The organism is Alteromonas antoniana (genome assembly GCF_019249295.1).
GTDB classification, from domain to species: Bacteria; Pseudomonadota; Gammaproteobacteria; order Enterobacterales; family Alteromonadaceae; genus Alteromonas; species Alteromonas antoniana.
The window spans coordinates 87,241-112,513 of sequence record NZ_JAESDH010000018.1; the positions used below are offsets into that span (position 1 = coordinate 87,241).

A 25,273-nucleotide genomic window follows, 5' to 3' on the forward strand; every position below is an offset into this window, starting at 1 on the left:
CAAGATATCTAGTGCATTCACAAAACCAAGGAGATAAATCATGGCGACGCAATCGCAAAATGTACCAGGTACAACGAAAGTGAAGTCGAATGGTATCGGTGAGTCAACGCATCCCGTAACCGATAAATTTCAGGAAACATTACATGCGTCTGTAGATAAACTGGCTGGTTCTGCAGGTGTAGCTGAAGAAAATCTACGTGATACTGCCGCCACCTCTAAGGAAAACATGGCCGCACGTCAGCGTCTGGCAAAACAGAAATGGCAAGCCTCTTCAGTACGCAAGTATGCAGTAGAAAACCCGCTGGCAGCTGCAGGCATTGCATTCGCAGCCGGTATGTTTCTTACATCAATCATGCGTAAGAAGTAATCATGCAAACGTATACACCCGATTTTCAACAGGCTAGCTATTCGCCTGAAACCGAAAATCTGTACTGCCCGACCAGCCACTCTGGTCGGGCAGATGCGTGTATGCAGGAAAAAACACTTCAGGATGACACCACACTGGATGAAACCATACAGGCCTTTAAGGATGCCTACGCCCAGAAACATGCAGAATGGCTGGATCTGGCGGATGTGGTTGCTGCAGAAAGTCAGTTGGTGAAGAAATCCGCTATCGTGACAGGGTTTGCTGCAGGTGCTGCAGCCATGTTCGGGTGTTTCTGCTGGCTCATCGTTAATATTGCCGGTGCGCTGGTTATGCATCATTTGGGAATACATTACCTTATCACGTGCGCCGCGTTGTTAGTCGTTAACGGTGTTTTTTCGGCAATAGCCTTCGCCATTGCTAAAGATGCATACAAGCACATCACATTGATGCCCGCATTCCATGCACTGCGTGGACAGATCCCCGATGGTTCAGATCGTAGCAGGAGTTCATCATGAAAAACCCGTTTTTAGAAAAAGAGAAGCAAACCGTAAGCCTTGCCCGAAAGCAATACCATGTAGCCCAGAGACGCACAGAGTATGCAACTGAGCGCGCTAAAACTAATGCCAGACTTCTGGTAGCGAAACCGTCGTCGTTGTTGACCTTTTTCGGCTTCGGTGCGTACAAGGGAGCAACGTCTGATAATCCGCCATCCCGACGGCGTCAGGCACTCGTTACTTTTGCAAGAACCCTTGCATTCAATGTTTTAGGCTAGGAAGTCAATATGTCGTTGTTATCTCGTACCCTCCATGCAAGCGTTGTTGCCTCTGTCCTGGCAGTTTTGAGCGCATGCTCGACCACATCAACACTTGCACCGACACCTTATCAGTCAGCAAAAAGCACAGAAGGCTATGGATTTTCCAGCACTCAACTTTCTGAAAATGAGTACCGGGTCATGTTCAAAGCATCAGAAGCAACACCTGCTGATCTGGTGCAACAATACACTGTATTACGCGGAGCAGAACTGGCTCAGGAGCACGGCTATAACTGGCTGGCTGTCGTTAAAACCGATATTGAAAGAAAAACGTCGGTTAGCAAGAAAGTGGTCAAGAAGGACAGCAACAAGGGTGGCGTTTTTCCACCGGAACAGCAATGCACGATGTCGGGCTGTCAGGAAGTCGCACAGCCTTTCCACGGCACCGATGGAGACGTTGAAGTTGAAGAAGTTCCGAGTAAAGACGTGTTCTATTCTGTTGTAATTCGCATGGCTAACAGTCAGCAGGCGATAGGCAAAAATGCACTTTCGGTTTCCCAGGTTCTGAGCGAACGCCCTCAAGGTAAAAGCTAATTTAAGGTGATATATGCCCTGAGTGTCGGGGTCAAAATAGCGGTATGACACAAACTCGAATGCGGTGATGCTTGCTACATTCACTCCACCTGAAGTGGAAATTCCGAACCGGTTCTCTGATGTAAGTCAGATGTATTCTTCCGGCGATTTACGAACACGACCTTAGTATTCAAGGGGGCACAATGTATTCTCTGTCTCCCGTGGGCAAAATCACGGACATAGTTAAAAAGCTGAAAAGCGGTATCCATTTTTACGCGACAGCAATTGAAAAGGTGTCAGCGCCAAACTGTCAGGCCATGTTCAGAAGAATGTGGGAGGAAAAGCAGCGTGCAGTTAAAACCTTAATACCGTTGTCTGAGCTGGATGCAGACGAGGCGGAAAGTGCCAGCAGCAATTGTATAGACTTTCAACGCATTTATACCAAACTGCTGGGCGCAATCTCGGATGATAAGGATTGCACCTACGTAAAACAGCTTATTGAAGTTGAAGAGACAATTTTACACACCATAGATGATGCGCTTAATGAAAATCTATCATCTGAAAATGCGTCATCGCTACGGCTAGTCCGCACACGAACCCAACAGTGTCACGATGAGATGCTATCGCTGTATAACGCATCCGATCCACGCTTAGCATGACACGCCCTGCCCGCAATACTATGCGATAGCCTGTCATCTACGTTACTACTCCCAGAAGGGTCTAAAACGCTCACAATGACTTCAGTTGTTGCAAGCATGTCACATACCGATAGAAACAGCATACATCGTGGGCGTTTTTGCAAATACAAACAGGGCTGTTGCCGCCTTTTTATGATGTAGTTATTACTTGTTTATGGTCGCTCAGGCAAGCTACGCAGCTATCTGGTGCGGCCTTTCGATGTGCTGCCGGTGCACCTCAACCAAGACTGACGATGAAAAGGTGTTTAGCTAACCGCCTTGCTTGACTAACTGCCTTGATGGCGCAACAACGGTTCGCTCTATGAGATGTACCTGTTATTGTACCCAGGTAATCAGCTAGTTCAGTTATCAAGGTGCATTGTATTGGCCCGCTCTACCCAGTCGAGATCGCGGGTTTGCTCATCCAGCGTCCCCTTCGCATCTTCCAGAAAGACTTTGCAGAAGTAATCTACGCAGGGCAACATTTCCCGATAACGGGAAAGCTGCACTTCCATTTCCTGCATCGCATTGGCGAATTCCGAATTGGACTTTGACAGTTCATAATCACACTTGAGGTACGCACATAGCACATCAGCCGCTTTCGCCAGCTTTACGTGTATATCTTCTTTGTCTTGCTCAATAAGCGGTCGGTACCTTGCCTGTAGTGGCTCTGGCACGGTCTGAATGAGCATCGCTTCGAATCGGCGCTCCAGTTTCTTTATTGCAGATGTGGTTTCCGGATCGTGATACTTAACCGGGCTGGGAATATCACTCATTCCGGCAATTTCGCTGCCTTCATGAAAAATTGCCATTGCTGCAACCCGGTCTGGCTGAACATCCTCTTCATAAATATCAGCCGCGATGGCACCAAGCATATGCGCTACCACTGAAGCTTCGTAAACATGGGTAGATAACATCTCCTCCTGAAACTGCGCCATTAACGGCCAGCGCTTTACGTTTCTGGCGCGCTGCATTAACCCGATAAATGCTGAGTGCGTTTTAGCCATAGTTATCTATCTCTGTCTGTTTCAAAGCTGCATTCTAACAAAATCCTGTGGATTCTCATGTTTAATCCAGATTTTCCAGAAAATACCTAGCCTGTAAAAAGTGCATAGAACATTGTAATAGTGATGAGAAATTATGACACAGCTTCGCAAGCTGCAACAATACTCCATAAATATCAGTGACTTAAAATTTGGCATGAATTGCGCATTATTTATTGTGACATTTAAGGAAGCGATAAGAGGAATATCTTATGTTAGGTTGGGCTATTACATTTTTTATCATTGCCATTATTGCAGCTGTTTTTGGTTTCGGTGGAATTGCCGGTGCAGCGACAGGCATTGCTCAATTCCTGTTTTTCGTATTTGTAGCACTTCTGGTGATTTCGTTAATTGCTAATGCATTACGCGGAAAATCACCGAAGGTATAACGGAACATAAAGGAATAAAGGAGAAGGATATGATGACATACAAAGCATTTTTGAAAACACTATTGGTTGCAGGCTTTGCACTTTCACTTGCTGCATGCGGCGATGGTGAAGCAGAGGACGCTGGCGAAGAGCTGGATGAAGTTGTAACAGACGCCGGCAATGCTGTTGAAGACGCCTGTGAAGATGTGAAAGAAGGTGTAGACGCAGAAGACGACGACTGCTAATCACTGATGTGTGTTCCCGGAAAGCCAGGCTTGATGCCTGGCTTTTTTATGTCTGGGTCACACGGCTGATGCTGTAAATACAGGAGAGGTTAGACTGGCAGGCTACAGTACGCACCGTCTCCTCCCCTATCTACGCTACACAGCTCTCCCAGTTATCCTAGTAATCCCGTTATCAGTTCATGTGGTAAAGCGTATTTTCGTACCTGTCACTCCCCCCTCCAATAGTCGACAAAACAAAAAAGCCGTGGATCTGGAAATCCAAAAGTATGACAACCCTGAAGTATTGAAGTATTGAAGTATTGAAGTATTGAAGTATTGAAGTATTGAAGTATTGAAGTATTGAAGTCTTGAAGTCTTGAGGTCTTGAGGTCTTGAGGTCTTGAGGTCTTGAGGTCTTGAGATCTTGAGGTCTTGAGGTCTTGAAAAAATTGTCCGGATAAAGCATGTCGTTGCAACACAATTCCCAGCTGTGTAAGTCACGTAAACAAAAACGGCCAGTAATAAACAAAACCCGATTCAGTATGAAATGCTGACATGGCCTTAATACAACCTCACCAGCTCTGTTTAACGTAATAAGCACGGCTTACTGTGTATTGATGCTTCCCGTAAAACCCCTTTACAAGGCAGCGTGCGAAGTGCTCCAAACAAGCACTGCAGCCGCTTTATAGCGCACTACTTATGTTGGTTAGGTGAGGATGAAGCCTGCCGGGTAGCAGGCGGTACACTTTTCTGGATAGCGGCTACGTGGGTTTTATCAGGCGGAATTATCCTGGGAACGCCGCTTGGTTACAAACAGCGTCAGCAGTGCCGGAAGCAATGTGGTGTCGGTGATTAATGCCATCAACATGGCCGTTGCCGTTAGTAATCCAAAATATACGCTGGGCAGGAAGTCTGAAAAACCAAATAATGAGAAACCAATTGCAATAATGGTCGTCGTGAAGAGTATTGCCAGACCGGTATGACCGAAGGCATGTTTTGAGGCAGATTGCGCTTCAGAGGTTTCAGGATTTCTGTCAGCACCTGCCAGCCAGGCATGCAGAAAGTGAATTGTGTCATCCACTGCTATACCCATCGCAATCGCAGCAATAGTGATAGTCATTATGTCCAGCGGAATTCCCAGCCAACCAATAATCCCGAGGATCCCCAGAGTGGTTAGCACATTCGGAACCAGTGCAATTAACGCCACTTTGACTGAGCGGAATATAGCAAGCAACACCAGACCCAGCACAACATAGACAATGCCAAGAGTTTTTACCTGGGAATCGAATAAACGGCTAAGAATATCCTGGTACAAAATAAACAGATTGGTCAACGAGTACTCTTGCTCACTCAAGCCCACTGTATTCAAATCCTGCTTAAGTTGTGACACGAATGTCTCACGATCCAATCCTTCGGTTGTATCCTGTATGCGGACAGAAATTCTAAGCTGCTCGTTCTCGCCAGAGAAATACGCGCCAACCAACTGGTTCACTACCTGTTTGTCCAGCAAATGGTATATCGAGGTTAATTCGTATTCTGTCAGGGGTTTGTCGTTGTTCAGGTCTCTGGCAAGTTCTGTGAAGTTAACAAGGGATGTCACACTGCCAGTTGCCTCAAAGGCTTCAACCGCTTTTTGGACCAGCTGAAGTTGATTTACCATGTCCGCGGTAAGAATAAGCTCGTCATTCTGAACGTTATCTGGAATCGACAAAATAATATCCAGTGGTGTAGATCCGCCAAACTGCTGATCAATAAAAGCCAGTTCCTGATGAACCTGGGTATCGGTGTCAAAATAGTCAATAAACGAATTTTCGACATCCAGTCGCACAATACCCGCAGCACACGCCAGAAAGACTAACAGACATAACGCACCAACTCGCTTTGGCGCGCCCAGTGTTAACCTGCGGACGCGCTCCAGAAGCGATTGCAAAAAACCGTATTCGTGGGTCTCTTCGGATTTTGGCACCAGACACAGTAAGGCGGGAAATAACAGCAAACTCACCGACATCGTAACCAGCATCGAAACCAGCATCATCCAGCCGAAATCCACAACAGGTTGCAGGCCACTGAATATTAGCGAGCCAAATCCAACAGAGGTTGTCAGCGTTGCGTAAAAGCAAGGCGACAATTTGTCGATGAGGGTTTCTGTTACCCTTTCCTTCTGTGAGTATTGAGATTCTTTTCTGGCAATATCACGATAACTGCCAATCAGGTGGATCATGACCGCCAGCGTCAGAATTAACTGTAGTGCAATGAAGTTAGCTGAGATAACCGTGGTACGCATATCCAGCATACCAAACAAGCCCATCGTGATGATGACGCTTACGCTACATGCCAACAACGGAAAAAAGACCCACTTCCATGATCGGTACAGCAGCGCCAGCAACAGCGCAATGACCACACCAATTGCAGTACCAAATATTTTCAGGTCTGACTTTATGATGTCGATGAGATGCTGGCCAACGACGTAAGAGCCACCCAAGTAGGTATCAGCGCGCTCACTCACTTGGTCGGTTATCTCTTCAATTTGCTGAATTTCTTTTTTACGCTGTGATGTCAGCGCTTGTCGAATCGGATCAGCTTTGGCCTTCAGAGTCTCTATTCTCGCCTGCTGCTCATCGGTAAGTTCGCCATCCAGAAGTCCGGACTGAATGTCGGTAATTTCTTTTTCTATTTCTCTGAGCTCAGCATTTTCCTGAAAAACAATTTGTATTGCGGTTGCGGTTTCTTCCCGGTTTATCAGCAAATCGGTAAATATCGGGTGCCCTGACACCAATGATTTCATAGTTTCAGGTGAATACTTTTGCTGCTGCCAGGTCAACGAACTGACGTCCGTGCCACCGGTGAGCGCCGATGCATCATCCACAAGTGGCACTGTGAGTATGGAGGTTACCGCTTTTACGCGCTCAAGTTTACGAATGTCTTCTGACAACGCATTAATGTCATTGAATGTGGTATTACTGAAGAGAGTATGATCTTTGGGCTGATAAGCCAGCAAGATGAATTCATCCGGGGAAAAAACCTCATTCGCCACCTGCGTGCGAATATACAGTTTGTTGTCCTTCACTAATAAGGTGTCTGCTGAGGCATCGATTCTGAACTGTGTGATGTAATAGCCCGCAATCGCAATAACGGCAATGAAAAGTGCAATTATCGCCCAGCGTGCAGCAACGATCCCGTTAGCAATCCCGCTAGTTATCCTGTTCGTTGTTGTCGTTTTCGAAGACTTCATCACGACGCTGTCCCTGTATGTATTGATTTCTAAAATAGAGGTATGGATCTTCTGCGTTATTGTATAACGTCTGGTAGGTTTCTGACTGTGAAGAGAAGTCGTCAAATCCGTCGAAAATCCGCAACTGATAGGACTCCGGCGGATCTACTAACTGATTAATTGGATGAATAAACCCTTCGGTAACGGTAGAAAATGCGCCGCGGGTATCACTTGAGCCTAACACAGGCAAAACCAGATAAGGCCCGGCCCGAATTTCATGTTTTGATAACGTGTCAGCAATGGTTTGTTTTTCTGCTTTCAAATCAAACCACGATTCCGCAGGGTCGAAAAGTCCAAATAACCCTACCGTGGAATTGATAACAAACCGCCCCAGATTGACTCCCGCTTCATCGACTTCTCCCGCAAAAACATTATTTAGCAGATTCAATGGCTCGCGAATATTGTCAAATGCATTCCCGATTTTATCTCTTGCGACAGCCGGAACTACAAACTGGTAACCATCTGCTGCGGGTATAAGCACGTAACTGTAAAGGTAATGGTTAAAGGAAAATATAGCCCGGTTCATGCCTTCCCACGGATCGTGGTAATAGACGGTATCTGTGACCTGATCCCCATCTGTTTGAGCCTGAGCATCAGTAATGGCCACCACAGTGGGCTCAACGCTGACTTCACCCTGACTGGTTTCAATGGTAACGGATTCACCGGCACTGAGTCTGGTTACATCGTCATTCGTATTGGACTGACTCTGCTCAACGCGGGTGTCAGCCACTACTTCCTTGTCGGGTACGCTGGCACAGGCTGTTAACAGCCCTGCCGCGACTACAAGCACATATTGCTTAAAGACTTGCATACGTACTGCTTTGCATCCTTTCGTGATGGCTCAGAATATTATTTGCTCGCTCCAACGCATCATCGCGGTTGTAATACCATTCGTGAGTGTCAAAGCGTCTGGCTTGTTCGAGATAATGCTCAATACGCTGTTTGCGTAGAAAATGATCTCGGTCTGCTAAATTAAAATCAGTTTCTTCCACTAGCCGCTCCATCTTCACAATCGCATCTGAGCGCGTGTTATCAACCGACGACGCTTGTGCTGTAGAGATAAAACCTAATAATGAGTCAGAGTGGCTGGTTGCAAACAGGATCATGGTAACCAGCGCGACAACAGTTGCAGATTTAATGAATTGCATGGCTATCACCTTAAAATTGTTACCTGTAATAGCTTATGCAGATGCCGTACCAGAAAAAACAGAAATGAAAAAGATAAGTAGCTGTTTAATATAATAAATTAAAATACTAAGTGGAGGTTTACGCGGTGAAAACAGAGAGCGGGCAAATTCTACATAATAACAGGTAGAAACTGCCCTGCCAGTGATATGATTAGCCAGCACTCTTTGCAAGCCAGTTTTCTTCTGTATCCAGATCCGTAGAAATAGTCGCTACCGCTTCTTTTTGATTATTTTCATATTTATCAAACCAGTTAAATACTGGTTGACTGCATAAGAACTCCTGAAATCGGTTTTCAGGCTTTGGCGGAAACTTTGGTTTTGAGAGCTTCATAGGATATTTTCCTTGCTATGTCTAAATCTGGTTCTTGCGAAACATATAAAGTAAGTTCATAGCTATTCAAGAAGCAGACCAGTTCCAGAGAAATGTGCAATGTGAGGTAGTACCTGAGATGGAGCGGCGTCAGCACGATTTTTTACCCGAAGCGATGAGTAAACGCATCGTCAGGTTTACCCATTCAGGGGTAAATATTACATACATGTAATACTTCATTAATTTGTTCGCAAATGGCAACGGGTAATAACGCGCTTCTGGCGATAACCAGGAATCGCACACAAAAAAAAGGCGTCACATGGACGCCTTTTTTACACAAGACCTGTATGCTTAGTTTTTCATAGCTGTCTGGGTCACGACAGTCAGGTTATCTTCTACATCCTTCACATCCGATGCATTTTTCGCAATTTCCACTGCGAGCTGACGTTCTGCGTCAGAGTCCACATTCCCAGTCAGGGTAACGTTTCCATCTTCGACATCAACGTCGATATCAAAACCTGAAATATCAGAGTCCATCAACAAACGGGTTTTAACCACTGTCGCAATTTTCGCGTCGGTCAGCGCACTCATGCCCTCTTCTGTCTCATCTTCAGCAGATTCAGCCATGTCGTCGATATCATCTTCGGCGTCATCTGCAGCTGCGGTTAGTTCCTCGCTGTAATCACGCTCATCAGTAATCGTTAACTGATTATCTACCGATGATACTCCATCAATGTTTGCTACCAATTCTTCAGCGAGCTTCTTGTCTACTGAGTTATCAACGCTACCTGTAAGAATCACCTCACCATTCTTCACATCGGTATTGATGTCAAATGAGTCAAGGTTGCCATTAAAGAGTAAGGTAGCCTCAGCTTTCCCGTCAATCCACGCGTCTTTCGCGCCTTTTTCCCACGAATTATCAGACTTCATGTCTCCGGCAAGTGCTGAAGTTGAAAGTGCACCTGCAATAAGTAGTGAAAGTATTGAACGTTTCATAGTAGCTTCTCCTTTTGTGAAACTAATTATGCTGATGCGAATAACTTGCCAAAACGAAAAAGACGATAAAAATCATAAATTTAATGAAAATCTGAACACCTTTTACACAATCATCCTCTGCAAGCTTTACTGGCAAATCAGAATTTTTTACTGTTTTTGAACTACAGTATCCTCTACCCGGAATGATTATTGTATAAACGGTTGTCGTACCCGGGTTTCCGGTCGTAACTGCTGAAGTCTTAAAGGAAGGTATAATGTTTGAAACATTGATTGGTTTAAGCGCCTTGTTTGTATTCACTACACTCGCGCCGCATATACCCGGCAAGCACTGGCTAATAAGAGTCTGGGAATTTCCACGCACGCAGCAGCTCACTTGTATCGCGGTATTGTTACTGTGCTGGCTGTTTTTACCGGTCCCTCTCTCTACCGTTTCTATTGTATGTATAACCGCACTGACTGTGTCTGGTCTTTATCAATTGCACTGGATCCTGCCCTACACGGCACTTTGGAAAGCAGAAGTTCCTCACTCGAAAGAGCATCCAGCGCATTCAATCAGCCTGATGACCAGTAACGTATACATGCACAATAAAAACAGCCAGGGATTGATTGACCTGGTGAACAAATATCAACCGGATATGTTAGTAACTCTGGAAACGAATCAATGGTGGGAGGATGCGCTTACCGAATTGCATGCAGACTACCCGCACCGTGTCGCCTGCCCGTTGGAAAACCTCTATGGGATGCATCTGTACAGTCGTTTACCCTTCACGAAAAAGGAACTTCGATTTGTCGTGGAAGATGGCGTTCCTTCCATTCAGGTTGATGTTCTGCTGGATGACATTCCGGTGACGGTGTACTTCCTGCATCCCAAACCTCCCAGCCCAACAGAAAACGAAACGGCGGGCCCCAGAGATGCAGAGCTGGCAATTATTGGCAAAGAAGTAGCGAAGTGCGAGCAGCCAACCATTATCGCAGGAGATCTTAATGACGTGGCCTGGTCGCCCACAACCCGTAAGTTCCGCCATCTAAGTCACGCACGCGATCCACGCATTGGTCGCGGCTTTTTCAACACGTTTCACGCAAAATATCCGCTAATACGCTGGCCTTTGGACCACGTGTTTCACAGTGATGATTTTACGTTGATTCATATTAAACGGCTTGAAGGGTTTGGTTCTGATCACTTTCCATTATTTACTCGCCTCGCTCTGACTGAGCACGTCGCTTCTTCATAGGGCCAGCAAACTGGAAAATAATGAACCCCAGCGTACACAGCACAATACTGATTTCGTAACGTCCGTAAGCCACCGTTACGCCAAGCGCACCGACCAGCCAAATACCTGCGGCGGTCGCGGTACCAGCCACCTGTTTGGAATTTTTCAGTATTGCGCCCCCGCCAATAAAGCCGATACCGGTAATAATGCCGTACATCACGCGTGCTTCGGCTTCTCCATCCTGGTAAACCTCACGTCCTACCAGCATAAAGGCACACGCAGATATCGCCACCAACGGAAAAGTCCGTAGTCCTGCGCCGTCTGTTTTATGTTCGCGGTTGTACGCTATGGGCAAAGACAGCACGAAGGCAATGCCGAGTTGGTAAAAGTGGTAGAAAACAAGTTGTAAATCAATATCCATATTCTTTCCAAGGCGTGCAAAAAGTTAACCTTGTTGTCGATACCGCTTTTTCAGGGCTATTGATCACCATGAAGCATGCGGTATCTGGTTGGATTACACCCATTTCTTCTGCTGGATATCCGATTAGTAGTCTGTGCTCATCAGCACAAAATTGACTCAGCAGCGTTCATATCGCCTTTCACTATTGCAGGAAGCGCTGAGGTTATTAATGTGATGTCTTTTTCCCACCATGCCAGGGTTTTCAGACGTGCAATCGTTTCACTGTTAAAGCGATGCCGAATTAACGTTGCCGGATTTCCCCCCACCACACTATAGTCAGGCACATCTTTGGTAACCACACTGTAGCTGCCAATGATAGCGCCGTCGCCAATGGTCACGCCTGGCATAATGACTGCGCCGGTGCCAATCCACACATCATTCCCTACACGGGTATCACCGCGATTCACGCCGGTGGACGTCACTGACGCCGTATGCTCCCATCCCTTTTTGAAGATAAAAAACGGGTAACACGACAAACCATGTGTGGCGTGATTCCCGCCGTTCATAATAAAAGTGACATTGTTGGCTATAGCGCAAAACTTACCGATGATGAGTTTGTCGCCGATAAAATCGAAATGGTAGAGCACATTTTTTTCAAAATTTTGCGCTCCATCCGGGTCGTCAAGGTAGGTATAATCGCCAACCTGAATATTCGGGTTGGTTACGATATTCTTTAAGAAAACGATTTGGTTAACCCCGGGAATGGGGTGTCCGGATGATGGATCCGGGCCCATAAGAACTCCTGAAAAATTACAATTGCAATCTATTGTCAAAAACTTTCAGCAGTTCTTACTTCATTGGCCCATCTCCTCTCATGTTGATTCAGGCTGTAATTGCCATCGCCTGTTTACGCGCAACAGCCTGACACCGTGCCACGACATCTTTGTAGTTACTTGGATCAGTTACCACGTCGTCGATGTCCGGGGCCACTTCAAGCGTACGGCTCTCGGCTGGCAGCTGCGTGTCCATCAATACCACAGATAGACAACATTTTTGCTCGTGCTTAAGCACCTTACACAATTCAGCGCCCTGCATATCTGGTAGCTGGGCATCTAACAGCACAACGTCATATCGCTGAGCGCGACCGAAATGCATAGCTCGCTGTCCACTGGCGGCAAAATCAACTGTCCACCCTAACCCACCAAGAAAACTGGTCAGTTGGCTGGCTACAACTGGATTATCTTCAACTACAAGTACAGAGAGTCTATTATTTCCTGACATACCTTTGTCTCCTTGCGGCGTCCCTCGCACGAAACGTGCGGTTATTCCGCACTCACAAAATCACGGTCTGCTACCGTGCCCACAATTATCCCATCAAGGAAATAAAACCCTTGTACTTACTTGTTAAGCACATCCCGCGCCATCGCTGCAAGACATCCAAACGCTGACATTTGGCTGCGGGATACTGTAAAAGACTACCAAACTGGAAGAAAAATGCGCAATTTGTTTTTTATATGAGGAAAAATTTACGCGTTGTTTTGTTATATGGACAGAGTGAGGGTCGCTTCGCCACAATAAACAACGCCATTTTACCGGTTCGCACCGTAATAGCATGTAAATGGCGACACATTGTGTTTTACAAGCAGTAAAAAGAAATCACAGCATGTTGAGGCGGGTGATAAGCATCTGGTGTTACAAACAAATTTTAACGGTTACCTCTTGATAAAAAGGAAGTTATCGCGATCAGGCCGATGCTGCAGGTCGCTTACCCATTTGATCAGCATTGCTTTTTTTGGGACTGATGTATTCCAGTACACGATCACAGGCATCTTCCCTGGATTTGAAATGTGCCAAGCCCAAAAGCTTGTCATCTCTGGGCCACACAGCCTGATTAAGCACTTCAACGTCCGACTCAGTAAGCTGCGACGTGTATAACAAAATAGCGACTGCTTTCTTGTTGGGTTTAATAAGCGTTGGCTCGACGTTTTTTATTCTCTCGACCGGCACACAGACAAACTCTCTGGCTTGCGGATCCCGAACTACCCCAATATAGTCGCCATCAGCGATTATTGCCGGCCATCCTTCAGCGATGCGACTTTGCGCAAACATTGCAACGGTGAAAGCAACCAGCACCAACATCGTCATTACGATAAACTGCAGGCTGAGATCCGGTGCAACAGCAACGATACCGCCAACGACTGCGGCAAAGAGGATCCATCCGCCAAACACTCTGCGCATCGCATTCGGGGATATACCTGTTAGCACCTGAATTTGTTTAAGCTGCGCTTTTGAGTAAGTTCGCAGAACAACCGGTTTATGGTCAACCATCCCGAACCTCGTAAGAAAATTAAGAGTCTAAAAATACCTTTATCTTTCTACGGTTACAACAAGACATTAGTTTAACAGGACAATTTACTGCTCTATCAGATGGTTAGCAGGTAGTTGCTGTTGCGTTTTATTGCAGGGTTGCGCCAAACACCAATAACTGATTGAGGGCGAGTTAATCAGACACTGTTACGTTCATTGTCATAATAGCCCGGAGAAAGCGACTGCCGGCAGGCGTATAACACGCAAGAGATGAGGCTACTGAGATTTATCGTGGGATGGCGATTTTATAGAAAAAATCAGGCCAGTCTGACACAGATGGACACACCGCATGTATCAGAAGATAGGATAAAGCAGCATTACCTACTCAGGCACTGACAGGTAACTCTTTCAGTAACTCGTTTACTTCATAATGCATGGCATCAGGATGAAGGGTCTCGTCCTGACGTAGTCTTGATAGCAGCGTGTCTGTCTGAGGACGGCCATAAAAATACCAGTCGCATATGTGACGACGCATACCACCTCCCCGCAACTGATAAATATGTGCGACAAACCGGTAGCCTTTGTCGTAAGCTTTGCGATGAGAGTCGGCTTCATCAATCACGGTGAAACCTCTTTCAGCATATTCTGTCAACGAGGTCACGCCAGCACTTTTAGACGTGAAATAACTACTGCCAAGCACACGAATGCGGTCTTTTGCAGCATTTACCACATCTTCCAGTGAGCAGTCCAGGTAGCCCTTGTCCAGCGTACCAAATGCACGACATGCGTTTGGACAACCTGCAGCCAGACCAATGGAAAACCCAGTGTGCTCTTTGCCTTCCCAAGGGCGTAGCCAGACGTACGGACTAATATGAACATAATATTCAGTATCATTTACTGATATTTGAAATACATCAGGGATCAATACATTTCTGACATTGACCAACTGATTGGGATTGCGCGGGTCAAATAACATGAAAAGCCTCTTTGTCTTATAGACAAAAGTATATAGGATGAGATTTCATATTACACGATTCATTGGGAATTGTCAGATCGATCCGTTCAATTTACATTCAGATCCGATGAAACAGGATGAGTTAAATAATTATACTTTGCCGTCAATAACGTTGGCGCAGCCCTATGCTTTTATAAAGCAGTAAACATTAAATTCTGGCAATCTTCGTCGAAATCCCCTCCTGGAAATACTGCTTTCAGCTTGAGATAAGTAACTTATCAACCAGGTAACAAGTTGCGTTACCTGTTATTACTCCAGCACAAGATTTAAACCAGGCAAAGCGACGATGAAACGAATGAACCTCTGGACCGTCGCCCTGCCTGGTATGTCATTGCCGGAAGCCACCCTCAGCGGCTTCCCTCCAGTTTGTTTTTGATAACATTATCCACAGAGATGCTGCCCGCTCCCTGAAAAGTCAGCGCCAGTGTTGCTGCAAACAGGGAAAGCGCAAACTCATAGCCGTTGTTCGACATAAACAGTCCGTTTTCTATATGCACACTGAAAATGGCAACTAGCATGGTAATTGCAGAAACCAGTGCAGCAGGCCGGGTCAACAATCCAACGATAAGCAGAATGCCGCCAAAAAACTCTGCGCTGCCGGCCAGAAGCGCCATTAATATTCCCGGAGCCAATCCGATACTCTCCAGCCACTGCCCCGTTCCTTCAAGACCGTAGCCTCCAAACCAGCCAAACAGCTTTTGTGCGCCGTGCGCGGTGAGAATGATCCCTACCGGGACGCGCAATACCAAAGCGCCTAACGTGGGGTTGCTGTTAAATATCAGTGATGTTAATCGATTCATAATTTATCTCCTCAACCGGCGGGATGCCTGTTTTGTGTTTATCACTTTACTCCCCTAAAGAAAGAAGATTAAGATGCCTGTTATTGGCTTATTATAAATACAGTATTGATAATAATGGACAGATTTACAGCGATGAGAACGTTCTGTGCAGTGGCAAAGTCAGGCTCTTTCAGCGCGGCTGCCGACCAACTGACACTCTCCCCCCAACTTGTGAGTAAATATGTTTCGCAATTAGAACAACATCTCGGCGTAAGGCTGCTTAACCGCACAACGAGACGAGTTCACATTACAGAAGCGGGAGAACGATATCTGGCCAGAGCACTATTTGTTCTTGATGAAGTTGAAGATATGGAGAATGCCGCGGGCGATTCGCAACAACAGGCGAAAGGTCGCCTGAGAGTCAGTGCGCCGGTTAGTTTCGGCATAAAGCATCTAAGCCAACTGTTTTATGATTTTCAGCAAGTCAACGAGGACGTCACTATTGATTGTCAGCTTAATGATCGCAAAGTGGATATTGTTGAGGAAGGTTTCGATATTGCACTTCGCGTTGGGCAACTAAAAGACTCATCACTGATTGCCAAAAAGCTGGCGACAGTGCGCTCGGTCATTTGCGCCTCCCCTGCCTACCTTAAGCACCATGGCATGCCGGCCTCACTGGAGGCGCTGCGATCACACAGGTATCTTCGTTACAGTTACCTGGAGCCCTCATCCGCATCGGCGGTTCACAATGCGCTCTCAGACAACAACCACAATAATTTCATCTGCAATAACGGTGACACCCTGGTACAGATGGCCGTGCAGGGAGCTGGTATTGCACTTCAGCCCACGTTTATTTGCGGCGAGGCGCTGGCAACCGGTGAGCTTGTAGAAATATTGCCGGAACTGGCTCCGCCGGATATGGGTTTGTTTGCCATTTATGCGCACCGTCAGCTACTTGCCAGTAAAGTCAGGGCGTTTTTGGATTTTGCCGACGGCTATTTCGGCTCTCCGCCATACTGGGACGCGTACTAGCCGTTAGCCGTTTTCAATAGTTAATTGCCCTTGTTTAAGTAATGCTTTGATGTTTGTAAGCCTTACGAATAATGCAGTGCGCATCCTGAAGTCCTAATCAATGTAACCGCTCCCTATAGCTCTGAAGGGAAGCTCCAGCCCCAGTTCAGGCACCTGCTGCCCAACCCACGCCGGAAAGGTATTGCTGTTTGGCCCGGGGAAAACCTTATATTCATCAGCATAAGGATAACGGTTTATCGCTGCCGTTACTTTCGGGATCAACTGCTGAGCCTTCGCCCCTGTAACCGACAGTATTTTGTCTGGCCGGGCACCGTACCAATAACGATCCGGCGTCTCTGTGGTGTACTCCCGAAGTGCAGGTAAACCTGAGTCCACACGCCAGCCAATCACCTCAAACACACGATATTCACTTGCATCCAGAGGCTTTACCGCAATCCACGTATGAACCGCAAACCATCCCCGCCAGCTAAACGCATCGGCGGCGTAGACCTCAATCACGGCATCTTTCGTCGTTGCAGGGTCCGGTGCAATACCTGCCGGCTCCCGACTCGCTGTTCGCCAGTCCGGACTTTGACAGCCACTAAGCACCATAACGATCGCAGCGACTAATATTAACGCTCTCACACTGTCTCCCTAAAAATGAATTGTAGAAGATGAGGCTGATCCCGGTGTCGATAAACCTCCTATCTACTACTAATAATTATCAGAGGGATAATACGTTGACGGGAAAAGGTTGGATTATTGCCGCGGTTTTAGGCACCTTCGTTTGGTTAGGGTATACGTACCGCACAGATATCGGTCTGTGGGGCATCAACAAGGCGGTAGTGCTTACCACAAACGCGTCAATTGAACGCAATGTCGCGTTTGGAGAAGCGCCCTGGCAACTGCTGGATATTTACTCGCAGCCACAGGCCGCTCCCGTTGTCATTTTCATTTACGGTGGAAGCTGGTCATCGGGAAAAAAATCTGAATACGCGTTTGTTGCCGATGCGTTCTATCGTAAAGGTTATACCGTGGTCATTCCTGATTACGCGAAATATCCGGACGTCACCTACCCCACCTTTGTGGAAGACGTTTCTGCTGCGATAGCGTGGACGTTCAAAAACATCGCAAAAGATACCAACCAGCCGCTATACCTCGCAGCGCATTCTGCCGGTGCACATTCTGCCGCACTGGTTTCATCAGACGCGGGGTACCTGCAAACGCATGATCTCACACCATCAGTGATAACCGCCTTTGCCGGTCTCGCCGGGCCTTACAATTTCACACCGGAAGATCCGCAGTACGTGAAAACATTCGGGAAAGACAATTTTACTGACATGAAGGCAAATACCCATGTCAGCGGAAATGAACCCTCAACATTATTACTGCACGCGAAAGGCGACGAAATTGTTGCAATGAAAAACGCGTTGTCTTTTGAAGATGCATTGCAAAAGGAAAACGTCTACGTTGAAACGGCCTTTTTCCCTGAATCTCTGAATCATATCGATATGGTATTACAGCTTCATCCGTGGTTTGAGAATGACCATCAGATCCTGGGCGCTATCGATCAGTTTTTTACAACGCAGACGCATAAGCACGATACGAACAGCCGGACTTCGAAATTGTAAAAGGACACACCTGCATTTCAGCATTGTACAAGATTCGCTTGAAGTGAACTCAGACTCCCCTGCTCAGCGTAACCGGGAATTCGATGACAAAGATCAATAAGTGTCGAATTATTAATGACATGAGAAACGATGGGTTCGACAAATTCCGCTCTGGTCGTTATCTTTAAAACATATCATTAATAGATACAGCGATAAGTGCACCGAGTTTAGCGCCTGAGATCCCTCGCTGTCACCACGAAAACGCAGTGAAAGTTATGTTCTGGAAATTGTATAACACTATCGAGCGCACGTTCTTTTATACGCTTACCCGCAAAATCATTGGCAACATTACTTTTTTATTTTTATTCCAGCTGGCCAGCTTCTATCTTCTGTTTGAGTATGCCGATTCGGATTCCGGCGACAATGAAAGTTTGAAAACGGCTACAATTGTCTTATTTGCCGGCAGTCTTTTGTGTTTTGGCTTTACCCTGTTTTACCTGCATTACCTGATTGTGCGCCCGGTAAAATCCTTGCTCGCCACGCTTAACAATATTAACCACACCAAAGGGGATATCAGAACGCACCTGCCTTCCTTTACCCGTGACGAATTTCAGGAACTGTCTGAAGCCTATAACCTGTTCGTCGATAATCTCGCGGGATTAATGACGCGGATCCACATGCAGGCCCAACAGGCAAGTCAGGCCAACCAGGAAGTGGCAAGTCTGGTGGGTACTGCATTCAGCGATGTCGATGCGCAAAAAACGTTGAGTCATAAGATGTCAGCGTCCAGTCAACAGATCAGTAAAAGTATCGGACATATTGTTGAGGCATCGGGCTCGGTAGCTGAAAACAACAAATCCAATTTAACCAGTGCAAATAACGCCAACAATGAACTGTCACAATCCCACAGCCAAATTGATAACATCAGTCAGTTGTTGTCGCAGTTCTCTAAAACCGTGGACGGATTGCAACAAAACGCCGGAAACGTCAGAAATATTCTGAAGATGGTTGTCGAATTTGCCGATCAGACAAACCTTCTGGCATTAAATGCGGCCATTGAGGCTGCCCGTGCAGGAGAAGCTGGCAGAGGGTTTGCCGTTGTGGCAGACGAGGTTCGGACACTGTCTGCCAAAGTTGCAGATGCCACACAGCAAATCAGTACCTTCCTCAGCGATATGGAAAAACTGGTTGATGAAACGCAAAACGAATCTTCCCGACTTATCGAAGAGTCAGAAGCTATGCGGGAAAAACTATCCTCAACGAATGCGACTTTCAATAACATGATTGCCGATTTTGAGCGCAACACGTCAGAGTTCACCAACATCACGCATGCTGTGGAATCGTTAAAGTCGCAATATCAACAGGCTGATCGTTCTGTTGCGGACATAACAGAACTGAGTGACAGAGTGAAACAGCAAATGGAACAGGTAGATTCACATGCTAAAGAGGCCAAATCACAATCCAACAGCACCAGCGAGCAACTGTCCCAGTTTGTGAAGTGATTCGCTTAGCTAACTCAGCCATTCCGGGTTCCGGGGCAGTTAGTTTATTTACTGCTTCTGGAGGTTTTCAGCGTTATTTATTCAAAGGTGAGAACGTTGGATCGTTCTGGAAAAGCGTATGTAATGAAATACGTCGTCAGGATGCAGAGCGAATCAGGAAATTTCTGGGGGCTGAAAGGAATGTAGCCCCTTTCGGGGCTACGATGCGGAGATAGGCTCCGCAACCATGTTGAACAGATGTCACATGGCGTGAAATTACGGTTAGATGCGGCCGCTTAGCTCTGCAGCGATTGGGCTATCCTGAAGACCTTGCTCAGCAATCCACGCTTGAAGCGTTTTGCCATCGGCTTCTGGCGCAGTCAGGTCACGGCTTGGCATTTTCTTAACCAGAAGCGTGCCTACTTCTACTGCGTTGTTTTTGATAGCAGCACGGATAAGGCTTTGTCCGTCGCACGAAATACCGGTGTAGTAATCGTGTAGTTTCAGACGGTAATCAGACTCAACGCTACGCATTTTTTTACGTAACTCGCCTTTGTCGTCAGCTTGTACAATGTTACAGATGTTAGCCAGAGCGTCGTTGATGTTCGCGTGTGCAACATTAGAGTATGCAAGAGTAGAAGCAGCAACGATCAAAGAAGTTTTAACAATTTTCAACATGGTTATTATCCTTGAGTTATTAGTTTTTTTGCTCACTGGGTGAGTACGGAAGCAATTAAACGGCATTTCAGGAGAAGAGAAAATAACCAGGACGATACTAAAGTATAATAACCCATACCATAGAGGCAGGAATTCCGCTCAAGACGTGCTAAATGCACGTTGATTCAGGAAAGCCCCTGCCAAATAGCGAGCAATAAAATCATTTTTAAATTAGATAGATAAGAATTGGCGACCTGGCTTATCAGAAGTATTTTTCGCCCTACACACCTCTGCTTATATCGCTCACACTACGCGTTGTCGCTTTTTACGTTTTGCAGTGAATGCGCCTACTCAGACTGTGATTACGCCAGAATGACTACAACCTTGCTCATCCGCCCACCCGCTTTTTGTCCGAATCAGAAAATGACAGGTTTGTACCTTCCCAAAGCAACAGACCGTACACTGCACTGATAATCAACCACACGAATGCAGTGATTAAAATGTGTTGTAACGGATTGTCAGCTTTAACTGTAATGGATTGATGCGATATCAGCATGAACAACAAAAATGACAGCAGTCCCCAACGACATATCCCCTGCTCGATGATGAAGCGGGCTTTCCCGCGCCTTTGAATTGATATCCACCTGGTTTGCTCAGCCACAGACCAATTCTGGTAAAGTGAACAGTATTTTTTAAGAATCTTGTTCATGTTATCCATTCCTTAATTATTGCATTTCCAATCCTTTATTAGTCCGACGACAGTCTTCAGACGCAGTGTATTGCGCGGTGTTCCGAATTGCGCCTGTCTTTAAGGCCGGAAATGATCCGTTTTCCGTCTTATTGCGCTTCGCTGAAATAAAATCGACAGGTAATTTGGTTCTTTGCTAATAAGCACGTAAAGTAGGATAAGTGCGATAACGAGCGGTTAAAATGCAAAACATACCATCAAACTCTCCGCTAACTGCGGCAAACATTCTACAAACAGATGGTTTGAAGGAGGTACGTCGTTATCGGTTGATGCAAATATGTTCAGCCACAGCGCTGGGCCTGCTTGCATCATTATTAGTTGCCAGAGGGATTACTTTTTATCTGTTCCTTGCCGGTCTTTGTTGTCTGGGCCTGGCACTTCTGTTGGCTTATAAACATAAAACCTCTGCATCTGCCTATATTTTACTGGGCTGTATGTCGGCAATGCTATTTGCATTCGCCATCACTGGCGCCGGTATGTTTGACCTTGCCATTCTTGGTTATCCCAGTATGTTTATTTTTGCGGCATTGCTGGGAGGCGTCTGGCTGTTTATTACCATGCTACTGTTCGTTATTGCACTATGCATCGCCATAGTCTGGCTAACGTTGCACGGTATTATTGATCCGAACATTCCCTACCTCAGCTGGACTCACTTACTGTTTATTCTGGTAATATTTATCGTTACCGGGTTCAGCGTTTTTATTCTGGTCAGGGATATCAAAACCCTGATGCATTCATTACAAGCTGAAAATATAAAAGTACAGCACAGCCGGGCGCAGATACAACACCTCGCCCACCATGACGTGCTGACTGATTTACCAAACCGGCTTTACGGGGAGAAGCTGTTTAATCAGCTTCATGATGTATGCTCTCAGGATAACCGGGAGCTGGCGATACTGTTTATTGATCTGGATAACTTCAAGCCGGTGAATGATGCACTGGGCCACGAAGCCGGCGACCGCTTGCTGGAGTTGTTAAGCAAGCGTTTGAATCAACAGTTGGGCCCACAGCAACACCTTATTCGCTTTGGTGGCGACGAGTTTTTGCTGATAGCCCCTATCAATGATTCCTTACGCGAGATCCACGCTCTGGCGAGCACAATTATCGACCTGTGCGCGAAAGAATTTATCATCATGCAAACCCGCATCGTTATTTCTGCATCAATAGGAATTGCCGTCGCTCCGCAACATGGAAACCAGTTTAAACAGCTTTGCCGGAAAGCCGATATTGCCATGTATCAGGCCAAAAAAGTGGGCAGGAAGACCTACCATTTTTATGATGCAGAGATGGATAAGGGAAGCGAAGATAAATTCGCACTTTTTCAACAATTACATCAGGCTGTCACATCACAGCAGTTTGCACTGTTTTATCAGCCGATTGTCGACTTGCGAAGCGGCAAAACGATTGCAGTAGAAGCACTTTTGCGCTGGCCGCAGCCTGACGGAAGTATGATAAGTCCGGATGAGTTTATTCCTCTGGCTGAGAGCAGCGGTGTTATTACCGAACTTGGCAAATGGGTAATTAACGAAGCCTGCCTTTTCTGCGCGGCTTTGCGCAACTCTTCGTCTCCTGATCTGAAAGTCGCCGTGAATTTGTCTGTGGTGCAGTTTGCCGATGGTAATCTCCAGCAAACCGTAGAATCAGCGCTGAACAATGCGAATCTGCCGGCAAACGCTCTCGAACTGGAGCTCACCGAGTCTCAGCTTCTGGATGATAAAGACCAGATCCAGTCACAGCTCAAGTCTCTGGACGAACTGGGCGTGTCAGTGGCTATCGACGACTTTGGCACGGGATATTCTAATCTTGGTTACCTGCGCCACTTTAATGCCAGAAAACTCAAAATAGACCGCTCTTTTGTCAGCGCGCTGACCACCGATGCAGACAATGAAGAAATCGTCAAAGCCATTATCACCATGGCCGATAGTCTGGGACTGGAGATTGTCGCGGAAGGCATTGAGGATGAAGCCACACTGGGTAAGCTGATGATGCTTGGCTGTCACGCCGGGCAAGGCTACTACTGGTCGAAACCGGTACCCGGCTCAAAACTGTCTCTCTGATCCCTTCCCCCTCTGTTTCACGATGTTAGGCGTGAGAAGCAATTTCAATAACCCCTGATAATTGCTAGTCTTCATGACTATAAAATGTTGTTTCGTCATTGCCCGGGCCGACGCTCCGGCAATGACGCTATTAATGATGAAAGGAAACTCTGTGACTATAGCTCCCTGTTTAAAAGTCCTCGTGATCGATCACAACCAGACACGACTTGCCAGTACCAAACAGTATTTAGAATCGGTTATGCATTCGCTGGACAGGGACGATTTAACGCTGGCGATTGTTACGGCGTCGTCCGCGGATGATGCGACAACCGAGCTTTATAGTGACGGCGATATACAGGCTGCACTGCTTAGCTGGGAAACCGAAGAGTCACTATCGCACGATGAATCCGTTATTGATGCGATTAAAGCTATTCGTCATGAGCTGCCAGTATACGTTACCGCAGAGGATGATATCGGCTTTGATATCGTAAAGCGTTCAAGCCGGATAGAAGCGTTTTTTGCGGTTAATGAAATAGCAGCAGATCCAGAATCAGCGCTGGCTTATATCGTGAACGACTTTGATGATCGCAGCGAAACGCCCTTCTGGACCGCTTACAAAAAATACGCGGTAGAAACCAATGACTCCTGGCACACCCCGGGACACAGTGGCGGTGCCAGTTTCAGAGGCTCCAGTTACATCAATGACTTCTACAAGTTTTTCGGTCGCAACATGTTTATCAGCGACCTGTCTGTGAGCGTCGATTCTTTGGGGTCGTTATCCGACGGAACCAACGCCATTGGAAAAGCGCAGAACCTTGTCGCCAGTACCTTTGAAGTTAACCATTCCTATTTTGTTACCAACGGCTCTTCCACGTCCAACAAAATCATTCTGCAAACCCTGTTGCGTGAAGGTGACAAGGTGATTGTTGACCGAAACTGTCACAAGTCAGTGCATTACGGCATGGTCCAGGCACGGGCATTGCCGCTGTATCTGGACAGCATTCTGGACCCGAAATACGGCATTTTTGCGCCCCCCTCTCTGGGCCAGCTCAAAACCATGATTGACGAAAACCCGGATGCGAAGCTTATTGTACTTACCGGTTGTACCTACGATGGTCTGCTTACCGATCTCAGACAAGTGGTTGAGTATGCCCATCAGCACGGCATCAAGGTATTCATTGATGAGGCGTGGTTCGCCTATTCCTTATTTCATCCGCAGTTCAGACAGTATTCCGCCATTAACGCCGGCGCAGATTATGTGACCCACTCCGCGCACAAAGTAGTATCAGCGTTTTCACAAGCTTCCTATATCCATGTGAATGATCCCGATTTTGATAAAGACTTTTTCAAAGAGATTTATGCCATCCACACCAGTACGTCACCGCAGTACCAGTTAATTGCCTCTCTGGATGTGTGCCGCAAACAACTGGAAATGGAAGGTTTCAAAATTATCAATAATTTACTGCGCCACGTGCAGGAGCTAAAAGAGCAGGCTGAGAAATTTACCCGGGTACGCATTCTGGATGCCGATGACTTCAAGCAGATGTTTTCACATTTTGAGTCAGACAATATCGGCCATGATCCACTTAAAATTCTTATCGATATTTCTGCACTGTCTTATTCCAATCAGGAGATACACCGTTTTCTGATGGACGAAGTCGGCCTGGAAATCGAGAAGTTTACCCACAGTACACTGCTGGTATTGCTGACGTTCGGTGGCATGCGTTCAAAGATTGTCAGGCTGTTCAACGCCTTGAATAAACTGGATGCCGGGCATGTCTCATTGCGCAAAAGTAACCGTCAGAAAGCGTTACCGGTAGCAATACCGCCTATACATCTGGCGACACTACCTTCCGACGCATTTTTTGGAAAACGAGAGCTGGTTGAACTGAAAAACAGTGTTGGCCGCACGGCCGCGGCGCTTATCACCCCCTACCCACCCGGGATCCCATTGCTGGTGCCAGGGCAAAAAATTGAGCAGGCCCACCTGGATTATTTAGATGCCCTATCCAGCCAGAAACTGACAATTCAGGGCCTGCACGACGGTGAGGTATATGTGATTGAGAACGAGGAATGATGCGGGTTGGCGTGATGGTTATCAGCAGTCGGGAAATGGTTTTGCTAACTTATACAAGAACGCATAAACGGTTTTCCCGCCAGACCTCAACAAATGATGGCTCTTCATCATTAACGGGGGACATCAGCATTCATTAAACTGATTTTGCGAAGATCATTTAATGGAGATAAGCCG

28 protein-coding genes are annotated in these 25,273 nt (G+C 46.6%); 13 read left to right on the forward strand and 15 right to left on the reverse strand.

Going from position 1 to position 25,273, the window contains the following annotated elements; all coding sequences use genetic code 11:
* The first annotated feature begins 40 nt into the window (after window positions 1-40).
* The 5 genes from JKP77_RS15250 (at window position 41) to JKP77_RS15270 (ending at window position 2,350) form a co-directional block, all read left to right on the forward strand.
* Window positions 41-367, forward strand: a complete 327-nt coding sequence (locus JKP77_RS15250; RefSeq protein ID WP_218312020.1) for a DUF883 domain-containing protein — start codon at window positions 41-43, stop codon at window positions 365-367.
* Window positions 368-369: 2 nt separating this feature from the next.
* Window positions 370-882: a hypothetical protein gene (locus tag JKP77_RS15255; RefSeq protein WP_218312021.1), complete on the forward strand. Its 513-nt coding sequence runs from the start codon at window positions 370-372 to the stop codon at window positions 880-882.
* Window positions 879-1,139 carry a hypothetical protein gene (locus tag JKP77_RS15260; protein WP_218312022.1) on the forward strand — a complete coding sequence of 87 codons (261 nt, stop codon included), beginning with the start codon at window positions 879-881 and terminating at the stop codon, window positions 1,137-1,139. The genes JKP77_RS15255 and JKP77_RS15260 overlap by 4 nt, the downstream gene beginning before the upstream one ends.
* A 9-nt stretch (window positions 1,140-1,148) precedes the next feature.
* Entirely contained in the window at window positions 1,149-1,712 is a 564-nt protein-coding gene (locus JKP77_RS15265) for a CC0125/CC1285 family lipoprotein (RefSeq protein WP_218312023.1), read from the forward strand.
* Between the two features lie 182 nt (window positions 1,713-1,894).
* Window positions 1,895-2,350 (forward strand): DUF2383 domain-containing protein, encoded by a 456-nt coding sequence (locus JKP77_RS15270; protein ID WP_218312024.1) that lies wholly within the window; start codon window positions 1,895-1,897, stop codon window positions 2,348-2,350.
* A gap of 380 nt (window positions 2,351-2,730) precedes the next feature.
* Here JKP77_RS15270 and yfbR read toward each other — a convergent pair whose 3' ends face one another.
* On the reverse strand, window positions 2,731-3,375 hold the full coding sequence (gene yfbR / locus JKP77_RS15275) for a 5'-deoxynucleotidase (protein ID WP_218312025.1): 645 nt from the start codon (window positions 3,373-3,375) through the stop codon (window positions 2,731-2,733).
* A 248-nt stretch (window positions 3,376-3,623) separates the two neighbouring features.
* Here yfbR and JKP77_RS15280 point away from each other — a divergent pair, with 248 nt between their 5' ends.
* The gene (locus tag JKP77_RS15280) at window positions 3,624-3,800 is read left to right on the forward strand and encodes a DUF1328 domain-containing protein (protein WP_018982048.1); all 177 of its coding nucleotides are present in this window, start codon (window positions 3,624-3,626) and stop codon (window positions 3,798-3,800) included.
* Between the two features lie 29 nt (window positions 3,801-3,829).
* Window positions 3,830-4,024 carry a hypothetical protein gene (locus tag JKP77_RS15285; protein ID WP_218312026.1) on the forward strand — a complete coding sequence of 65 codons (195 nt, stop codon included), beginning with the start codon at window positions 3,830-3,832 and terminating at the stop codon, window positions 4,022-4,024.
* Between the two features lie 754 nt (window positions 4,025-4,778).
* Here JKP77_RS15285 and JKP77_RS15290 read toward each other — a convergent pair.
* The 5 genes from JKP77_RS15290 to JKP77_RS15310 all read right to left on the reverse strand — a co-directional run bounded on the left by JKP77_RS15290 (window position 4,779) and on the right by JKP77_RS15310 (window position 9,767).
* Window positions 4,779-7,235 carry an efflux RND transporter permease subunit gene (locus tag JKP77_RS15290; RefSeq protein ID WP_220100179.1) on the reverse strand — a complete coding sequence of 819 codons (2,457 nt, stop codon included), beginning with the start codon at window positions 7,233-7,235 and terminating at the stop codon, window positions 4,779-4,781.
* Window positions 7,195-8,085, reverse strand: coding sequence for an MlaA family lipoprotein (locus JKP77_RS15295; RefSeq protein WP_218312027.1), 891 nt, complete (start codon window positions 8,083-8,085; stop codon window positions 7,195-7,197). The genes JKP77_RS15290 and JKP77_RS15295 overlap by 41 nt, the downstream gene beginning before the upstream one ends.
* Window positions 8,072-8,422, reverse strand: coding sequence for a hypothetical protein (locus JKP77_RS15300; RefSeq protein WP_218312028.1), 351 nt, complete (start codon window positions 8,420-8,422; stop codon window positions 8,072-8,074). The genes JKP77_RS15295 and JKP77_RS15300 overlap by 14 nt, the downstream gene beginning before the upstream one ends.
* A gap of 190 nt (window positions 8,423-8,612) precedes the next feature.
* Complete coding sequence (locus tag JKP77_RS15305; protein ID WP_218312029.1) at window positions 8,613-8,792, reverse strand: hypothetical protein; 180 nt, start codon at window positions 8,790-8,792, stop codon at window positions 8,613-8,615.
* Between the two features lie 330 nt (window positions 8,793-9,122).
* The gene (locus JKP77_RS15310; RefSeq protein ID WP_218312030.1) at window positions 9,123-9,767 is read right to left on the reverse strand and encodes a BON domain-containing protein; all 645 of its coding nucleotides are present in this window, start codon (window positions 9,765-9,767) and stop codon (window positions 9,123-9,125) included.
* Window positions 9,768-10,021: 254 nt separating this feature from the next.
* Between JKP77_RS15310 and JKP77_RS15315 the strand changes: the two genes are divergently transcribed.
* Window positions 10,022-10,999, forward strand: coding sequence for an endonuclease/exonuclease/phosphatase family protein (locus tag JKP77_RS15315; RefSeq protein WP_218312031.1), 978 nt, complete (start codon window positions 10,022-10,024; stop codon window positions 10,997-10,999).
* Here JKP77_RS15315 and JKP77_RS15320 read toward each other — a convergent pair.
* The 6 genes from JKP77_RS15320 to JKP77_RS15345 form a co-directional block, all read right to left on the reverse strand.
* Window positions 10,959-11,399, reverse strand: a complete 441-nt coding sequence (locus JKP77_RS15320; RefSeq protein WP_218312032.1) for an MgtC/SapB family protein — start codon at window positions 11,397-11,399, stop codon at window positions 10,959-10,961. The genes JKP77_RS15315 and JKP77_RS15320 overlap by 41 nt on opposite strands.
* Before the next feature lie 140 nt (window positions 11,400-11,539).
* The gene (locus JKP77_RS15325; RefSeq protein WP_218312033.1) at window positions 11,540-12,172 is read right to left on the reverse strand and encodes a CatB-related O-acetyltransferase; all 633 of its coding nucleotides are present in this window, start codon (window positions 12,170-12,172) and stop codon (window positions 11,540-11,542) included.
* Window positions 12,173-12,260: 88 nt separating this feature from the next.
* Window positions 12,261-12,659 (reverse strand): response regulator transcription factor, encoded by a 399-nt coding sequence (locus JKP77_RS15330; RefSeq protein WP_218312034.1) that lies wholly within the window; start codon window positions 12,657-12,659, stop codon window positions 12,261-12,263.
* 462 nt (window positions 12,660-13,121) lie between these two features.
* Entirely contained in the window at window positions 13,122-13,706 is a 585-nt protein-coding gene (locus JKP77_RS15335) for a hypothetical protein (RefSeq protein ID WP_218312035.1), read from the reverse strand.
* A gap of 364 nt (window positions 13,707-14,070) precedes the next feature.
* Window positions 14,071-14,661 (reverse strand): hypothetical protein, encoded by a 591-nt coding sequence (locus tag JKP77_RS15340; protein WP_218312036.1) that lies wholly within the window; start codon window positions 14,659-14,661, stop codon window positions 14,071-14,073.
* A 386-nt stretch (window positions 14,662-15,047) separates the two neighbouring features.
* Window positions 15,048-15,500 (reverse strand): DoxX family protein, encoded by a 453-nt coding sequence (locus tag JKP77_RS15345; protein ID WP_218312037.1) that lies wholly within the window; start codon window positions 15,498-15,500, stop codon window positions 15,048-15,050.
* Between the two features lie 114 nt (window positions 15,501-15,614).
* Here JKP77_RS15345 and JKP77_RS15350 point away from each other — a divergent pair, with 114 nt between their 5' ends.
* The gene (locus JKP77_RS15350; RefSeq protein ID WP_218312038.1) at window positions 15,615-16,511 is read left to right on the forward strand and encodes a LysR family transcriptional regulator; all 897 of its coding nucleotides are present in this window, start codon (window positions 15,615-15,617) and stop codon (window positions 16,509-16,511) included.
* Window positions 16,512-16,604: 93 nt separating this feature from the next.
* Here JKP77_RS15350 and JKP77_RS15355 read toward each other — a convergent pair whose 3' ends face one another.
* Entirely contained in the window at window positions 16,605-17,102 is a 498-nt protein-coding gene (locus tag JKP77_RS15355; RefSeq protein WP_218312049.1) for a DUF3750 domain-containing protein, read from the reverse strand.
* 128 nt (window positions 17,103-17,230) lie between these two features.
* On the opposite strand from JKP77_RS15355, the gene JKP77_RS15360 reads away from it, so the two are divergent.
* Complete coding sequence (locus tag JKP77_RS15360; RefSeq protein WP_218312039.1) at window positions 17,231-18,121, forward strand: alpha/beta hydrolase; 891 nt, start codon at window positions 17,231-17,233, stop codon at window positions 18,119-18,121.
* Between the two features lie 254 nt (window positions 18,122-18,375).
* Window positions 18,376-19,602, forward strand: coding sequence for a methyl-accepting chemotaxis protein (locus JKP77_RS15365; protein WP_218312040.1), 1,227 nt, complete (start codon window positions 18,376-18,378; stop codon window positions 19,600-19,602).
* 261 nt (window positions 19,603-19,863) lie between these two features.
* Here the strand turns inward: JKP77_RS15365 and JKP77_RS15370 are convergent, their stop codons facing one another.
* A complete protein-coding gene (locus tag JKP77_RS15370; protein WP_218312041.1) occupies window positions 19,864-20,259 on the reverse strand; it encodes a DUF3718 domain-containing protein in 396 nt (131 codons plus the stop codon).
* A 367-nt stretch (window positions 20,260-20,626) separates the two neighbouring features.
* On the reverse strand, window positions 20,627-20,947 hold the full coding sequence (locus JKP77_RS15375) for a hypothetical protein (RefSeq protein ID WP_218312042.1): 321 nt from the start codon (window positions 20,945-20,947) through the stop codon (window positions 20,627-20,629).
* A gap of 221 nt (window positions 20,948-21,168) precedes the next feature.
* On the opposite strand from JKP77_RS15375, the gene JKP77_RS15380 reads away from it, so the two are divergent.
* Both JKP77_RS15380 and JKP77_RS15385 read left to right on the forward strand, forming a co-directional pair.
* Entirely contained in the window at window positions 21,169-23,043 is a 1,875-nt protein-coding gene (locus JKP77_RS15380) for a putative bifunctional diguanylate cyclase/phosphodiesterase (protein WP_218312043.1), read from the forward strand.
* 157 nt (window positions 23,044-23,200) lie between these two features.
* Window positions 23,201-25,099 carry an aminotransferase class V-fold PLP-dependent enzyme gene (locus JKP77_RS15385; protein WP_338024880.1) on the forward strand — a complete coding sequence of 633 codons (1,899 nt, stop codon included), beginning with the start codon at window positions 23,201-23,203 and terminating at the stop codon, window positions 25,097-25,099.
* Window positions 25,100-25,273: the final 174 nt, after the last annotated feature.

What these genes read in the sequence shown, in the direction of transcription:
- yfbR (WP_218312025.1), bottom strand. Translation starts at nt 3,375, where the DNA reads ATGGCTAAAACGCACTCAGCATTTATCGGGTTAATGCAGCGCGCCAGA.
- JKP77_RS15255 (WP_218312021.1), top strand. Translation starts at nt 370, where the DNA reads ATGCAAACGTATACACCCGATTTTCAACAGGCTAGCTATTCGCCTGAA.
- JKP77_RS15380 (WP_218312043.1), top strand. Translation starts at nt 21,169, where the DNA reads ATGCAAAACATACCATCAAACTCTCCGCTAACTGCGGCAAACATTCTA.
- JKP77_RS15370 (WP_218312041.1), bottom strand. Translation starts at nt 20,259, where the DNA reads ATGTTGAAAATTGTTAAAACTTCTTTGATCGTTGCTGCTTCTACTCTT.
- JKP77_RS15285 (WP_218312026.1), top strand. Translation starts at nt 3,830, where the DNA reads ATGATGACATACAAAGCATTTTTGAAAACACTATTGGTTGCAGGCTTT.
- JKP77_RS15375 (WP_218312042.1), bottom strand. Translation starts at nt 20,947, where the DNA reads ATGAACAAGATTCTTAAAAAATACTGTTCACTTTACCAGAATTGGTCT.
- JKP77_RS15355 (WP_218312049.1), bottom strand. Translation starts at nt 17,102, where the DNA reads ATGGTGCTTAGTGGCTGTCAAAGTCCGGACTGGCGAACAGCGAGTCGG.
- JKP77_RS15300 (WP_218312028.1), bottom strand. Translation starts at nt 8,422, where the DNA reads ATGCAATTCATTAAATCTGCAACTGTTGTCGCGCTGGTTACCATGATC.
- JKP77_RS15310 (WP_218312030.1), bottom strand. Translation starts at nt 9,767, where the DNA reads ATGAAACGTTCAATACTTTCACTACTTATTGCAGGTGCACTTTCAACT.
- JKP77_RS15340 (WP_218312036.1), bottom strand. Translation starts at nt 14,661, where the DNA reads ATGTTATTTGACCCGCGCAATCCCAATCAGTTGGTCAATGTCAGAAAT.
- JKP77_RS15345 (WP_218312037.1), bottom strand. Translation starts at nt 15,500, where the DNA reads ATGAATCGATTAACATCACTGATATTTAACAGCAACCCCACGTTAGGC.
- JKP77_RS15270 (WP_218312024.1), top strand. Translation starts at nt 1,895, where the DNA reads ATGTATTCTCTGTCTCCCGTGGGCAAAATCACGGACATAGTTAAAAAG.
- JKP77_RS15290 (WP_220100179.1), bottom strand. Translation starts at nt 7,235, where the DNA reads ATGAAGTCTTCGAAAACGACAACAACGAACAGGATAACTAGCGGGATT.
- JKP77_RS15280 (WP_018982048.1), top strand. Translation starts at nt 3,624, where the DNA reads ATGTTAGGTTGGGCTATTACATTTTTTATCATTGCCATTATTGCAGCT.
- JKP77_RS15260 (WP_218312022.1), top strand. Translation starts at nt 879, where the DNA reads ATGAAAAACCCGTTTTTAGAAAAAGAGAAGCAAACCGTAAGCCTTGCC.
- JKP77_RS15320 (WP_218312032.1), bottom strand. Translation starts at nt 11,399, where the DNA reads ATGGATATTGATTTACAACTTGTTTTCTACCACTTTTACCAACTCGGC.
- JKP77_RS15265 (WP_218312023.1), top strand. Translation starts at nt 1,149, where the DNA reads ATGTCGTTGTTATCTCGTACCCTCCATGCAAGCGTTGTTGCCTCTGTC.
- JKP77_RS15325 (WP_218312033.1), bottom strand. Translation starts at nt 12,172, where the DNA reads ATGGGCCCGGATCCATCATCCGGACACCCCATTCCCGGGGTTAACCAA.
- JKP77_RS15350 (WP_218312038.1), top strand. Translation starts at nt 15,615, where the DNA reads ATGGACAGATTTACAGCGATGAGAACGTTCTGTGCAGTGGCAAAGTCA.
- JKP77_RS15305 (WP_218312029.1), bottom strand. Translation starts at nt 8,792, where the DNA reads ATGAAGCTCTCAAAACCAAAGTTTCCGCCAAAGCCTGAAAACCGATTT.
- JKP77_RS15330 (WP_218312034.1), bottom strand. Translation starts at nt 12,659, where the DNA reads ATGTCAGGAAATAATAGACTCTCTGTACTTGTAGTTGAAGATAATCCA.
- JKP77_RS15295 (WP_218312027.1), bottom strand. Translation starts at nt 8,085, where the DNA reads ATGCAAGTCTTTAAGCAATATGTGCTTGTAGTCGCGGCAGGGCTGTTA.
- JKP77_RS15250 (WP_218312020.1), top strand. Translation starts at nt 41, where the DNA reads ATGGCGACGCAATCGCAAAATGTACCAGGTACAACGAAAGTGAAGTCG.
- JKP77_RS15335 (WP_218312035.1), bottom strand. Translation starts at nt 13,706, where the DNA reads ATGGTTGACCATAAACCGGTTGTTCTGCGAACTTACTCAAAAGCGCAG.
- JKP77_RS15315 (WP_218312031.1), top strand. Translation starts at nt 10,022, where the DNA reads ATGTTTGAAACATTGATTGGTTTAAGCGCCTTGTTTGTATTCACTACA.
- JKP77_RS15365 (WP_218312040.1), top strand. Translation starts at nt 18,376, where the DNA reads ATGTTCTGGAAATTGTATAACACTATCGAGCGCACGTTCTTTTATACG.